The sequence below is a fragment of the Alicyclobacillus sp. SO9 genome (assembly GCF_016406125.1).
Lineage (GTDB): Bacteria > Bacillota > Bacilli > Alicyclobacillales > Alicyclobacillaceae > SO9.
Genome location: NZ_CP066339.1, coordinates 2868054 through 2881177, shown reverse-complemented (window position 1 = coordinate 2881177; position 13124 = coordinate 2868054). Strand labels below are relative to the sequence as shown.

The 13124-nt window shown below is 48.9% G+C and carries 16 protein-coding genes; 14 read left to right on the top strand and 2 right to left on the bottom strand.

Annotation, left to right across the window (positions count from 1 at the left end; translation table 11 throughout):
- The first annotated feature begins 2 nt into the window (after positions 1-2).
- Entirely contained in the window at positions 3-1397 is a 1395-nt protein-coding gene (gene murC, locus GI364_RS13460) for a UDP-N-acetylmuramate--L-alanine ligase (RefSeq protein ID WP_198849793.1), read from the top strand.
- 88 nt (positions 1398-1485) lie between these two features.
- On the opposite strand, the gene GI364_RS13455 is transcribed toward murC, so the two are convergent.
- Positions 1486-1665 (bottom strand): hypothetical protein, encoded by a 180-nt coding sequence (locus GI364_RS13455; RefSeq protein WP_198849792.1) that lies wholly within the window; start codon positions 1663-1665, stop codon positions 1486-1488.
- Between the two features lie 16 nt (positions 1666-1681).
- Positions 1682-1843 carry a hypothetical protein gene (locus GI364_RS13450; protein ID WP_198849791.1) on the bottom strand — a complete coding sequence of 54 codons (162 nt, stop codon included), beginning with the start codon at positions 1841-1843 and terminating at the stop codon, positions 1682-1684.
- 55 nt (positions 1844-1898) lie between these two features.
- Here GI364_RS13450 and GI364_RS13445 point away from each other — a divergent pair, with 55 nt between their 5' ends.
- The 13 genes from GI364_RS13445 (at position 1899) to rplU (ending at position 13123) form a co-directional block, all read left to right on the top strand.
- Complete coding sequence (locus GI364_RS13445; protein WP_198849790.1) at positions 1899-2666, top strand: prepilin peptidase; 768 nt, start codon at positions 1899-1901, stop codon at positions 2664-2666.
- A gap of 165 nt (positions 2667-2831) precedes the next feature.
- Positions 2832-3809: a resuscitation-promoting factor gene (locus GI364_RS13440; RefSeq protein ID WP_198849789.1), complete on the top strand. Its 978-nt coding sequence runs from the start codon at positions 2832-2834 to the stop codon at positions 3807-3809.
- A 145-nt stretch (positions 3810-3954) separates the two neighbouring features.
- Positions 3955-5040 carry an SPOR domain-containing protein gene (locus tag GI364_RS13435; RefSeq protein ID WP_198849788.1) on the top strand — a complete coding sequence of 362 codons (1086 nt, stop codon included), beginning with the start codon at positions 3955-3957 and terminating at the stop codon, positions 5038-5040.
- Positions 5041-5237: 197 nt separating this feature from the next.
- On the top strand, positions 5238-5483 hold the full coding sequence (locus GI364_RS13430; RefSeq protein ID WP_198849787.1) for a DUF4321 domain-containing protein: 246 nt from the start codon (positions 5238-5240) through the stop codon (positions 5481-5483).
- A gap of 199 nt (positions 5484-5682) precedes the next feature.
- Positions 5683-6366, top strand: a complete 684-nt coding sequence (radC, locus tag GI364_RS13425) for a RadC family protein (RefSeq protein ID WP_198849786.1) — start codon at positions 5683-5685, stop codon at positions 6364-6366.
- Positions 6367-6409: 43 nt separating this feature from the next.
- Positions 6410-7444, top strand: coding sequence for a rod shape-determining protein (locus tag GI364_RS13420; protein WP_198849785.1), 1035 nt, complete (start codon positions 6410-6412; stop codon positions 7442-7444).
- A 40-nt stretch (positions 7445-7484) separates the two neighbouring features.
- Positions 7485-8342: a rod shape-determining protein MreC gene (gene mreC / locus GI364_RS13415; protein WP_198849784.1), complete on the top strand. Its 858-nt coding sequence runs from the start codon at positions 7485-7487 to the stop codon at positions 8340-8342.
- The gene (mreD, locus tag GI364_RS13410) at positions 8343-8864 is read left to right on the top strand and encodes a rod shape-determining protein MreD (protein ID WP_233095792.1); all 522 of its coding nucleotides are present in this window, start codon (positions 8343-8345) and stop codon (positions 8862-8864) included. It abuts the gene before it with no gap.
- A gap of 239 nt (positions 8865-9103) precedes the next feature.
- On the top strand, positions 9104-9808 hold the full coding sequence (gene minC, locus GI364_RS13405) for a septum site-determining protein MinC (protein ID WP_233095791.1): 705 nt from the start codon (positions 9104-9106) through the stop codon (positions 9806-9808).
- Between the two features lie 46 nt (positions 9809-9854).
- Positions 9855-10652 carry a septum site-determining protein MinD gene (gene minD / locus GI364_RS13400; protein ID WP_198849783.1) on the top strand — a complete coding sequence of 266 codons (798 nt, stop codon included), beginning with the start codon at positions 9855-9857 and terminating at the stop codon, positions 10650-10652.
- A 76-nt stretch (positions 10653-10728) separates the two neighbouring features.
- A complete protein-coding gene (locus GI364_RS13395) occupies positions 10729-11703 on the top strand; it encodes a peptidoglycan DD-metalloendopeptidase family protein (protein ID WP_198849782.1) in 975 nt (324 codons plus the stop codon).
- The gene (locus tag GI364_RS13390) at positions 11700-12599 is read left to right on the top strand and encodes a site-2 protease family protein (RefSeq protein WP_198849781.1); all 900 of its coding nucleotides are present in this window, start codon (positions 11700-11702) and stop codon (positions 12597-12599) included. The genes GI364_RS13395 and GI364_RS13390 overlap by 4 nt, the downstream gene beginning before the upstream one ends.
- Before the next feature lie 212 nt (positions 12600-12811).
- Complete coding sequence (gene rplU / locus GI364_RS13385; RefSeq protein WP_198849780.1) at positions 12812-13123, top strand: 50S ribosomal protein L21; 312 nt, start codon at positions 12812-12814, stop codon at positions 13121-13123.
- Position 13124: the final 1 nt, after the last annotated feature.

The window sequence follows — 13124 nt, the reverse complement described above, 5'->3', positions numbered from 1 at the left end:
GCGTGAAAGACTCGGAGCATGTACACTTTGTCGGAATTGGCGGTTATGGGATGAGTGCTATCGCCCGTGTCATGTTGGATATGGGGTTTCAAGTGAGTGGTTCCGATGTAACGAGTCAGGAACTCACAGAGCGTTTGACAGAGCGAGGTGCCCGTGTTTATAAAGGGCATCGGGCCAGCCAGATTGACGGAGCAGATGTGGTTGTGTATAGTACGGCACTCTCTCAAGACAACGTAGAGATTCAGGAAGCCAAGTCCCGCAACATTCCAGTTATCCACCGCTCGGAAATGCTAGCGCGCTTAATGTCAAATCGCGTTGGTGTTGCAGTGACCGGAGCACACGGCAAAACAACAACGACGTCGATGGTGTCCTATGTGATGGAACAATGTGGACTTGACCCGACATTTGTCATTGGCGGGGTAGTCAGTAATATTGGGGATAATGCAAAAGCTGGCGGCGGCCAGTATGTAGTAGCTGAAGCCGACGAAAGTGACGGGTCTTTCTTGCACTACCATCCCGAAATTGCAGTAATAACGAATGTTGAAGCCGATCACCTTGAGCACTATGACGGTAAGTTTGAAAACCTGTTGAAAGCATACGAACAGTTTATTCAGCAAATCCCCACCCACGGCTTACTGGTCTGTTCGGCCGAGGATCAGCACCTGAGAGCGATGCGACACTTTGCGCCCTGCCGTGTACAAACAGTTGGGATCTCAGACACGGATGCGGACTATCGGGCTGAAGATATCAAACTCCAAGACAGGAGCAGTCAGTGCAGAGTATATCATCAGGACACGTACTTGGGAGAACTGACATTGGCGTTGCCAGGCCGACATAATATCATGAACGCCCTTGCAGCTATTGCGGTATCGTTGGAGTCTGGTCTGAAATTTGAACAGGTAGCTGAGGCATTCGCTCAGTTTCACGGCGCAAAACGGCGGTTTCAAGTCATAGCGGAGGCGGCCGATGTCCTGGTCATCGATGATTATGCACACCATCCGACGGAAATCAGTGCAACAATTGCGGCCGCCCAAGCCACGAATCGAAGACTGGTTGCTGTATTTCAACCGCAGCGATACACTCGAACCTTTTTTCTTTTTGACGCATTTGCCAGAGCGTTCAAAGGGGCAGACGAGGTCATCATTACGGACATCTACTCGCCCGCTGGAGAGAAACGGATTGAAGGCGTGAGTGCCAAACGTTTAGTGAGCGAGATTAAAGCCCATTCCAATCCGAATGTGCGTTTTCTGCAATCCAAGGATGATGTTTTTAACTACTTGAGTGAGACCGTGTCTGCAGGAGATCTGGTTTTGACGATGGGTGCAGGGGATGTATGGACCATTGCTGTGCGCCTAGGGGAGTCTTTGAAAACTCAAGCCAAGAATGCCATTGTATAACAAGAACGAATTGTGTAAGATGTGAGTTTTGTTTGTAACTAGGGCTATCCCTCCGAAGTTCTTTACGAAGAGGGGCAGCCCTCATTTATTAACGCCAGCGTTTGTAGCGCCTGCGTCGCTGTTCGGTAGCTCTCGTAAACCAGTAATAGGCCAGTGCCAACAAGGCCAAGGCGACTGCTATCTTGAGGAAGAGACCGATAAAGACCATCAACAGGATAAAAAGTACGACAGAAGTTACAACAATCGCTGTGGTACGAATGAGATCCATCTTTTGGCCTCCTCTCTTACAACGATTGACTTCGCACAGCTTGTCCATGCCAAGTCCTATCCGTTACTTCCAGTATACCATATGCCATCCGTTTCGACACGGAATACCACGGAATCCGGCGATATATGAAGATTTTTGCCAATCTCTGCGTACCACCGTCTACAGGAATTCCGGACATAAAGGCGAATACTCCTGTATGACTGTAGGAGTCGTGGACGGTGGGAGGTGAATGTTTGCTTACGTTGGTTTCACTACTAGTATTCGCGTATGGATCCGTTTTTGCCTCATTCGGCAGCGTTGTTGCATCGCGGCTGCCGCAAAAGCAGTCGATTGTCTCACCTAGATCGTACTGTCCAAATTGCAAAAGGTCGCTGAACTTCTTTGAACTTATACCGATTGTAAGCTGGCTTGGGCTGCGTGGAAAATGTCGCAGCTGCAGCACGCCAATTTCTATTCGGCATCCAGCCTTTGAGTTACTCGGCGGGTGTCTGTGGGTTGCCACGTACTTATATGTACCCGGTTGGCCCCAGCGTGCCGTATTTGCCGTGTTTTGGCTCTTTTTGTTGGTTCTCGTTGAAACAGATATCCTCTATATGAAAGTGCCCAACGTGCTGACTTATCCTGGTGTGCTTATATTCTTCATTTTAACCGTATTGACAGGAATTCAATCCGTCAAAATGGCCCTCATTGGTTTTGTGGTAAATTTCGGCCTGCTCTTTTTCTTGTCGATTGGAACTAGAGGTAAGATGGGGATGGGAGACGCCAAACTGTACGGAGTCATCGGGGTCGTCCTTGGACCTTGGGCGGGTCTTCTGTCACTGGTCGTTGCTGCCTTTTCGGGCAGTGTTGTAGGCCTGACTCTGCGCGCTTTCAAGCTGTTGAAAAAGCGTCAGTATGTCCCTTTTGTTCCACACATAGCGATTGGAGTCATTGTATCGGTGTTTTTTGGAAGTCAGCTGTTGAATTGGTATATTCAGCTTGTACTCTATCGAGGATACTAAGATTCCAGCCGAGGTGTGGATGGTTACGCACCCTCGGGCTGGCTCGCAGACTTATAGACTGGATGAAACTGTATTGCATTTATCGCAAACTCCATTTATACTATGGCCAACCTACAACCTTGTGGTTCTTCCTTTTCTCGCCAAAAAACGAGGAGAGGTGATGGAGTGCGAACACCGAAGTCGAAGGCGCTGTACGTTTTTGCCGCTGTGTTTGGTCTGCTCGGTGCTACCGGGGTTACTGCCGATGCAGCTTACAAAACGGTCACGGTGCAAGACAACGGTCATCAGAGAGTACTTCATGGATTTACATTTGGGAACGTAAAAGACTTTCTAGCAAACAAACAAATAATGTATTCGCATGACGCAAAGGTGATTCCCAAGCCGGCGGTACCGGTATCAGACGGAATGAAAATTGTCATTCGTCAGCCAAAGCAGATTACGGTCGATGACGGTCAGCACCAAACGGTGTATCACACCTTTGTGGATACAGTAGGGGAATTGTTTCAGCGGCAGGGCATTCAGCTTTCGTCTCTGGATAAGACAAATGTACAACTGGATTCAAAATTGGTTAACGGCGAGAACATACGAATTGAGCGCATTCAAAAGAAAGTTGACGTACAGCACAAACAACTGCCATTTCAAACCGTGCATCAGAAGACTGGGAATTTGTACAAAGGACAGACACGCGTTGTGACGCACGGTGTGAAAGGGACACAAGAGATTAAAACAACAGTCACGTACGTCAATGGGAGAAAAACAGGCCAAACCGTCGATAAAACAGTGACGAAGCAACCTGTAAACGAGGTAATCGAAGTAGGAACGAAAGCGAGGCCAATTCGTCATTTGGCTTCTAGAGGCGTGAATCCTTTAGCAGCAAACGTAGTCACGATGCGCGTCGAAGTGACGGCGTACTCGGCCGGGGGACACACTGCCACCGGGGCACCGGCAAAGCCTGGAGAGGCTGCAGTTGACCCGTCAATCATTCCGCTGGGTTCTCGCATTACTATTCCAGGATATGGAACGGTAGTTGCGCGAGACACTGGCGGCGGTATCGTGGGGCACCACATCGATATTTGCCTGGCGACACAAGCGCAGGCACGCAGGTGGGGCATACGCTACATGACGGTCTACGTTAAGAAATAGTTCTTACGGGGAAGAGACAAGGGAAGAGGGTTGAACAAACTCCGGCATGTTCCGGGGTTTGTTTTTTTTTATATTTTATGCACTCATAGATTCTCATGCAGATTCATAGATTGTACTAATAGTCCCTCGAAGGGAGCAGTAAATCATGAGTTTGCAACAGAGAGAAGATGTGGACAAATCGGCCCCAAATACGAACTCGTCTCCAAACTGGACAGTCCTGGTCCGTGTTGGGAAAGAGTCGTGGCATATTGGAGACAGCGAAGATGCTGTTGACGGCAAATCGGACGACGAGTCGTCAGTAGATTGGGAGAGGGCTGCGCGCCAGTTTCGGCGCAAAAGTAAGTACTCGGTTCAGATTAGATACTTAGTTGAGACTTGGCTGCGTCAGCTATGGCGGAGCGGAGAGACCTTTCTGGCACAATACTTTTTTGGAAAAAATACTGCTGCAGCTGGGAGTCGGGCTCATTCCAGAAGATTTCGCGACAGCCTGCAGTTTGGACTTATAGCGGGTCTGCTTCTGGGCTGTATGAGTCTAGTTCTGTTTCATCAAATGGTTCCTGCAACCGGAGCTGGAAGCGCATCAAGAAAAGTGAGTTTTCCTCCGCAATCCAACGGATCTGTCGGAACTACTGTTCCGGTCGGAAGCGCGGCTCTGACACTTCCGGCATTTCACCTCTATTCTCTCAATGCAGGCAGTTACAGTACGGAGAAGGCAGCAATCAGCCTTAAGAACAAGCTGCACAAGCAAGGTATATGGTCTGCTGTCGTGCCAGTTAATCATAAGTTTGATGTCTTAACAGGAGATTCTATGTACAATGGTTCGCTGAAGCAGGCACAAGCGGACCTGAAACAGAAGACGGGAACACCAGGGTCGGTGATAACCTTGAATTATGGTGTTACCAAGGTCCCTCTACAAAGCGGACTTTCTGGAGGGCAAGCGCGAACAATCACAACTTGGCTCACAAGCACTGTGGGTTCGCTCAATACCATTACTGCTGCCGCTGCAAATGGAGAGCCTCAGAGAGACGCAAAGGCGACCTACGATGCGGCGCTGAAGCTCGCGCCCTCGACAAGCATTTTAAAGAAAGCCGTAAACGGAACGCAGTTGGTATTGTTCAAGCAGCATTGGCAGGCCGCTTACAGCGCACTCGCCAAAAAACATGCTTCCGTCGCAGAACAGGAAAGTCTGCTGGCTTATGCAGCATTGTTGGGGCTCCAAAATCACAACTAAATACTCGCAATGGAGCCGCATTGGATTGAATGTCTATCTAAAATTATGGCAAGTCTGTACCCCAGCTCATTGGCTGGGTATAATTTTTTTTGTGCAAATTTTTTCGGTAGGCAGGATGAAGGCATGAAATGTCGAACTTCGTAATTTGTTGTCTGTTATGCTAATTTACATGGGACCCACAGAATGGAGGAAGTTGTTTGCGCGGTTCACGTTCAGGGAAAGCACTTGTTGGGTGGATTGCAGCCGGCGCTGTTGTGGGTACGTTGGCTGGACAGTTGTTAGCTCATCAGGTACCCATTCTCGGGCATGAAACGGCGGTGCGTTGGCATCCACAAGCCAATCTCGGTGTGGTCAGCTATGACCTTACCATAACTTTTCGAGTAAACTGGTTAACTCTGCTTGGTGTCCTGGTTGGATACTTTCTTGGTAGAAGAGCGAAGTAGACAGTCAAGTACGCCGTGAATCGTCAAAAAAATTTTTTTGACTACATCCATTAGACTGAGAAAGTTTTATAATGTAATGGGTTTGCCTCTGACCCTCCCTTCCCCTATGTTGAATCTAGCGAAATCGTTCAGGCCTGTCGCTTCTATCCATGAGATGACGCAGCGAGCGATTTTACGGATGAACCAGGGAGGGTTTGCGATGACAGAGGTCAGGACACTGCCTCAACGAACATTTCATACACCGCGGGAACGCTTATTCACGGAAGGTCCGCAATCGCTAAGGGACGATGAACTGTTGGCCGTGCTCATGCAATCTGGCGGTCGAGGCCTTTCCGTCCATGAACTGGCGCAACGAGTCCTCGCTTCATGTAATGGAATCTACGGACTGCTGGATGTTACAGCTGAAGAATTGATGGAAGTACGAGGTATTGGACTTGCCAAAGCCCTGCAAATCACGGCTGCTATTGAACTTGGCCGCAGAGTCATTCGCAAGCCAGCTCAGAAAAAATTCCAAATTAGCTCAGCAAGTGACGCTGCCGGGTATGTTATGGACAGGATGAGGCACCTTAAAAAGGAACAATTTGTGACCTTGCACTTGGATACGAAACACTGTGTTATTGGAGACGAGATAGTATCTGTGGGCAGCTTGGATTCGTCAATTGTACATCCAAGAGAAATTTTTAAGTCGGCCGTCAAGAGAAGCGCATCGGCCATTCTTTGTGTCCACAACCACCCAAGCGGAGATCCCTCTCCTAGTCCCGAAGACATTGCAGTGACAAAGCGGCTTTGCGAAGCGGGGAAACTTCTTGGTATCGACGTGATTGACCATATTGTAATTGGTGACAATCGCTATATCAGTCTGCAGGCACAGGGTTACATGTAAGACAGGGCCAGGTATCTAGTGATTCGAGAGGAGACAGAATTGAATGTTTGCAGGGCGAGATATGGGCGTAGATCTCGGAACAGCTAATACGTTGGTTTATGTGAAAGGCAAAGGGATTATATTACGGGAACCTTCCGTGGTTGCCCTTCGATCCGATACTGGTGCGATTGAAGCGGTCGGCGAACAGGCGAAACAGATGATTGGCAGAACACCTGGAAACATTGTGGCCGTCCGGCCTATGAAAGACGGCGTCATTGCGGATTTTCAAACAACAGCCACAATGCTGCGGTACTTTATCAGACAGGCAATTAAGAACAAATCATCTTGGTCTGGAAAGCCTAGAGTTATGGTTAGCGTTCCTTCTGGTATCACTGCGGTAGAAAAGCGCGCCGTTGAAGACGCTGCAATTGAAGCCGGAGCACGAGACGCACAGACCATCGAGGAACCCATGGCAGCTGCCATTGGCGCTGGATTGCCGGTTGGAGAGCCAACTGGCAGCATGGTCGTCGATATCGGCGGCGGGACAACTGAGGTCGCAATCATATCCTTAGGCGGAATTGTAACCAGTCGGTCTATTCGCGTTGCCGGCGATGAGATGGACCAGGCTATCATGCAGTACATCAAGAAAAACTACAATATGATGATTGGTGAGCGCACGGCAGAAGATCTGAAAGTGACTACGGGCACGGCCATGCCAGAGGACAACCATTCGACGATGGACACCAGGGGTCGTGACTTGGTAACAGGTTTGCCGAAGACATTTACCATCAGTTCTGCGGAAATCAGCGATGCGCTTTCAGACACCGTTGGTTCTATTGTGGAAGCAGTTAAGGTTACATTGGAGAAGTCTCCTCCGGAACTGGCTGCAGATATTATGGACCGCGGTATTGTCTTGACAGGCGGAGGAGCGTTGTTGCGCAACCTCGACCAGCTTTTAAGCAACGAGACAGGGATGCCTGTGATTGTGGCTGAAGAACCTTTGGACTGTGTCGCAATTGGCACAGGAAAAGCTTTGGACAACTATGACGTTTATAAGCGCCGGACTGCGGTAGCGCGGAAAGCTCAAATACGAAAGTGAATTTCTCAGCCGATTGTGGCTATAAGGATGTGGGATGCGGGTGTCCCGATTAATTACAAATCGTAGGTTATTTATTTTACTGGGAAGCTTTATCATTGTCATTGTTATTGCTGGAGTGAGCATTCGGGGTACAACGAAGTCAGCCAGTTTACCTGAGCGGCTCATTATGGATGCCCAAAATACAGTGGCGGGCTGGATTTACAAGCCTGTTAGTAAAGTTACGGCGTTTCTCCAGGGAATTCACAACCTCCGGCAGATGTACGAGGAGAATGCGCAACTTAAGACAGAATTGCAAAACTACTCTGCGCTGAAAGCTCGATTGCAGTTGGAAGAGGCAAACAATCAGAAGTTGAAAAAGGCCGTGGCTTTTACACAATCCAAGCAAGGGCAGAAGTACAATAAGAAATTCGCACAGGTCATTAGCCGGGATCCGTCGCATTGGAGTTCTGAGATTACCATTGACCTGGGACGTGCAGACGGTGTCGGCCAAAACTCTGCTGTTGTGGCTGCCGACGGAAATCTGGTCGGGAAAGTAGCTGTTGCGGCGCAGCACAGCGCAAAAGTCATCCTTTTGACAGACACGCAAGTGGGAGACGGTGTGTCATCAGAAGTGTTGACCAATCCGAAAGGCAAAGAATTCGGTATCGTTCGGGGTGCTGTCAACAAACCTGGACAATTGCAGATGAGCTTTCTTTCTCCCTTGGCGAAGATTCAGACTGGAGATGTGGTAGTGACCTCGGGTCTTGGACAGATATATCCAGCGGGCCTTGTGATTGGGAAAATCAAATCGATTTCCGGAGGTGCCCAGGGCCTCACACAAACGGCCATCATTACTCCAGCTGCCAATTTTCGCTACCTGCAGGATGTTTTTGTAGTGACTAAAAAGGGGAAGAAGTAGGTGTTGCGGAACATTATTGCTTTTCTGCTGTTGTGGTTGGGCCTTGTCATTGAATCCAGCCTCTTTCAAATTCCGCCTTTGGATACAATTCAACCAAATTTGGTGCTGATTATACTCATGGTCGTGTCGGTAACGCGGGGTCCGCGGACAGCGCTTGTGCTAGGTGTTCTCATTGGGCTGGTCCAGGACGTTGATTTTGGGAGTTTCATAGGTATTGACGCCTTTACCTATGGATTTATTGCCTATTTTGCAGCAACCGTATTATCTCAGTTTTTACAGAGAAACATCGCCATTACCTTTTTGTTTACAGTGGTGTTCACCTTCGTGCAAGAATGGATGACATTTGGCTTTACAAGGCTGTTTGACATCACGGGGTTTGCGTGGAATACCGCGATGACGCAGACCGTATGGCAGATGATGGTAAATGGTGTGTTTCTCCTGTTGCTGTATCCGCTCTTGACCAAGTTGCTGGTGCCGCCTGAAAAAAGGAGTTACGCATCTTCTCACGAAGATATGATGTAACGTTTACAGTGTCGTAACGATGAGATGAGATTTGATGTCACGGATAGGTCATCATAGCGGAGATTAAGTACAAGGAAAGAAGAATGAAGAAGCCGAATAGACGTACAAGAGGGGACTGCGGAAGTTGATTTCTGGCGGTTCCTTCTTGTATTTACATAGGACACGCACTCTGGTGGGAGGAATTCATCTGAGTAATAGCGAATAACGTCTCGGTGTGCTATGAACTTGGGAGGGAGCTTGTGACAACGAAAACTATTCACCAAGCAAAATTGGGGGCCAAACCTCCTGTCACAGTAAAAGGTACGAAGCATGGGCTCCTGTTTATGTTGGACGAACATTGCGACTTCGAGGCCCTCACCAACGGACTGTCCGAGCTCCTCTTTGGCGACAAGTCGGCCTTGTTTGCAGGTGCGGAAATTGGTGTCTTCGTAGACTATGGCTCTAGAGTATTATCCCGTGACGAAAACCGAACGTTATTAGAACTGTTTATGAAACAAGAAAATTTTATTATTCGTGAATGGTCATCGAGGACGTCAGCAAGAAGTTCGCTCTTTACCAACACCCAGCAGAAAACTCCAGATTATTCTTTGTACAAAGGGACAATCCGAGCTGGACAGGACCTGCAATTTGAGGGAGATGTCATTGTCGTTGGAGATGTGAATCCAAGTGCTCAGCTGTCAGCCACCGGTGACATATATATTTTCGGAAGACTTTACGGCATTGCGCACGCAGGCAGCCATGGGAATCCTAAAGCAGTGATTGCCGCCACCGACTTTGCGCCAATGCAGTTGAGAATCGCTGACTTTGTCGGATATGCGCCAGAAGAAGACGGAAAACCGCTGAGAACCCTAATGGAATTCGCCTATGTGAAAAATGAGGCTCTGGCTGTAGATAAATTAAAATTCTTATCATCCTATTTGCAGGAGCGCGAACTTGACAGGTAAGAGACTTAGCAGATTGTGGCGCGTTTGGGAGACGGAGGGGATCTAAATGGGGACAGGAATTGTAGTTACCTCTGGTAAAGGCGGAGTAGGAAAAACCACCTCTACAGCGAATATTGGAACGGCACTGGCACTTTTGGGAAAAAGCGTTTGTCTTGTCGATGCAGATATTGGTTTGCGTAATCTGGATGTTGTCATGGGCCTTGAAAATAGAATTATTTACGACATCGTAGATGTAGCAAGCGGACAGTGCAGACTGGAGCAAGCGCTTATTAAGGACAAGCGCTTCGAGCACTTGTCCTTTCTTCCAGCATCGCAAACAAAGGACAAGACAGCGCTGGATGCAGATACCGTGCGAAAAATCGTGAACGAGCTGAAGCAGTCCTACGACTATGTGATTATCGACTGCCCAGCAGGAATTGAGCACGGCTTTAAGGTAGCTGTTGCAGGGGCAGACCAAGCAATTGTTGTTACGACACCGGAAACTCCGGCTGTACGTGACGCAGACCGGGTGATTGGTCTGCTTGAGGCTGAGGAAATAAAATCGCCCAAACTCGTTATCAACCGTATTCGTCCAAAATTGGTCAAAGACGGTGACATGTTGGATATTGACGAGATTGTGCAAGTCCTGGCCATTGACCTCTTAGGCATTGTACCTGATGACGAAGGCGTCATTCGCAATGCCAATAAGGGCGAGCCCACCGTCATGCGCCCGGACACAAAAGCTGCATTGGCATATCGCAACATGGCGCGCAGAATCCTGGGCGATTCGGTTCCGCTCTTGGTGCTGGACGAACAGCCTGGTTTATGGGGAAGATTTAAAAAATTGATTGGCGGCAAGTCGTAATCTCCGGTGTGCGAGTTATACTCGTCCATCCCCTGTCATATAGATTTGGTACGAGCGTACAGGGGGGACGACGACTATGTCCAATCGTGACGGTCAAGATAAAAACGCTTCTAAATTCGCATGGGGTAGATTATTCTCTAAGTCCGGCGGTAACACAGTACATCAGACGGAACATGAGTCTGAAACAGAATATGAGAGTGTGGAAGACAATCCATGGTTTCAGACGCGTGGAGAGCAGCCGGACGATGTTCACTCCGATAAAAGTCGGAACGCGCAGTCGCCGCGAGGTAGATGGTTGTATGATGATGGTTCACCCTACGGGTTTTCCGATGAAGACGGAACACTAAAGCAGGTGGATAGTGCCAATTGGCGCCGAGCATTCGGAAAACCATCCAAGAAAGGCTTCAATGCGCGCTCAGGGACCGGTTCTAGGTGGCAGGGACAAACGCCTGGGGTGAAGTCACGGTCTGCAACGGGATCGACATGGCTTTTGCAGAGTCTTGCAGCCGTTGCCCTGGTCGCAGGCGGGCTTTACGTAAGTCACGCTCAGGGGCCCTTCGTCAAGCAGGTCGACGGGGTCTACCGTGATGCCTTTACCCAAGACTATTCCAGCAAAGCCGTGCCTGCTATGGAAACCTTTCTCCAAAATCACCACGTTAACTTGCCCGTAGAATGGAATCCTTCGAGTGCCATTCACTTGCATGTGCCCCTGAAAGGAAAAATTGTCCACGACTACTCAGTGGATCACCCTGAAATTACGCTTCGCGGAACTGCCAACGAGTCTGTTCTTGCGGCAGGGTCCGGAAATGTAGTTCGCATCACGAAGGGTGACACAGGGTCAATTATCATCATCAACCACGGTAAGGTCGGTGAAAGTGTCTATACTGGTGTCGTGAGTGTCGGTGTAAAGGTTGGACAGTACGTGTCCTCCGGACAGGTAATCGGACATTTGCCCGCGTCGGGGAACCCAGCGCTCCAATTTGGGTTCGAACATAATGGACAATTTGTCAACCCGCATGACTACATTCACTTTCCAGCCAAGAATTCATGAGAAGTACGCGAGTTCTGCAAAACCGTCTTTCACTGAAATTAGGCGTGTTGGGGAAAGTTCGACTTCATCCGCTCTTGCTCGGACTCGTTGCCTTGGCAGTTGGAGTGGGGTTGTGGAAAAGCGTCGTCGTGCTGTTTTTGCTCGTGATGCTGCATGAATTAGGACACGCTGCGGTGGCAGAGTACCTTGGATACGAAGTGGAAGAGGTATCCCTGCTGCCATTTGGCGGTGTCGCCAAAATGTCTTTAGGCAACATTGGGTTCATGCCTCGACACGAGGCTTTTATTGCCATTGCGGGACCCGTCGTGAACTTTCTCCTCATTTTCGTGTCTTACATCCTCTGGTTGACACATTTCTGGAGTCATTCGTTTTTTCTGACTGTGGTACATATGAATTTGTGGATCGCGTTGTTCAACTTACTGCCTGCAATGCCCCTGGACGGAGGAAGGATCCTGCGAGCTGCAAGGTCCCGCTCCATCGGTTTCGAGACTGCAACAGTGGAGGCGTATCGCTTGGGCCTGTCACTTGGACTTGTCCTGCTGGTTCTTGGAGTTGTTGCTATATGGGCGGGTTATGCCCACGTTGGTCTAATCATCTTGGCTGTCTTTCTGTTGTTCAGTTCGTGGATGGGAATTCGTGGTTTACGAATGGAAACCGTACGTTTTCTCGATGCGAAAAGGCGACAAAACGGCGGTATTGACGAAGTGAGGTTGTTGGCGGTTAACGAAATGTCCACTGTGCGGGACGTGGTTCGTCGCTTCGGACCAAACCGTTATCATGTCGTATATGTCTTGAACGACAAAGGAAGCATTATTGACGAGATTGAAGAGGACGAGCTGCTGAGTGCTGTATTTGCCGGAAGGTGGTTGAGTACGCTGGGAGAGGTTCGAAGTTAGTGTTTATACAAGAGCCAGAAACGTACACGTCTTAATGGGAAGCCTGCGAGCACAATACTTGCCATGGGTATTTGTGTCGTGGTACTATAGAAAAGATGCAGTACTTCAACCGCCTGTCACAGGTTTAAAACCTTGGCTGTAGTATTCAGATTTGTTTGGAACCACAGACAAGTACCGTATGGCAGCGAGTCTAGGTGCAAAGGAGCGTTTACATGTACGCAGTTGTTGAGTCTGGCGGTAAGCAATTAAAAGTGTCTCAGGGAGATGCTGTTTACGTCGAAAAATTGACCGCCGAAGTTGGAGAGACCGTAACTTTGGACAAGGTGTTTTTGATTGGCGGCGAGAGCGGCGTCCAGGTCGGTCAGCCGACTGTGGCCGGAGCAAAGGTTACGGCAAAGGTGGAAGAACACGGACGCGGCAAGAAAATTACAGTGTTTAAGTACAAAGCAAAGAAAAACTATCACAAGAAGCAAGGTCATCGTCAACCCTACACAAAGCTAAGGATTGAATCCATAGAGGCCTAAT

Excerpts from the sequence above, each read along its gene's own strand:
- GI364_RS13435 (WP_198849788.1), top strand. The coding sequence starts at position 3,955 with ATGAGTTTGCAACAGAGAGAAGATGTGGACAAATCGGCCCCAAATACG.
- GI364_RS13395 (WP_198849782.1), top strand. The coding sequence starts at position 10,729 with ATGTCCAATCGTGACGGTCAAGATAAAAACGCTTCTAAATTCGCATGG.
- radC (WP_198849786.1), top strand. The coding sequence starts at position 5,683 with ATGACAGAGGTCAGGACACTGCCTCAACGAACATTTCATACACCGCGG.
- GI364_RS13390 (WP_198849781.1), top strand. The coding sequence starts at position 11,700 with ATGAGAAGTACGCGAGTTCTGCAAAACCGTCTTTCACTGAAATTAGGC.
- GI364_RS13450 (WP_198849791.1), bottom strand. The coding sequence starts at position 1,843 with ATGTCCGGAATTCCTGTAGACGGTGGTACGCAGAGATTGGCAAAAATC.
- GI364_RS13455 (WP_198849792.1), bottom strand. The coding sequence starts at position 1,665 with ATGGATCTCATTCGTACCACAGCGATTGTTGTAACTTCTGTCGTACTT.
- rplU (WP_198849780.1), top strand. The coding sequence starts at position 12,812 with ATGTACGCAGTTGTTGAGTCTGGCGGTAAGCAATTAAAAGTGTCTCAG.
- minD (WP_198849783.1), top strand. The coding sequence starts at position 9,855 with ATGGGGACAGGAATTGTAGTTACCTCTGGTAAAGGCGGAGTAGGAAAA.
- GI364_RS13420 (WP_198849785.1), top strand. The coding sequence starts at position 6,410 with ATGTTTGCAGGGCGAGATATGGGCGTAGATCTCGGAACAGCTAATACG.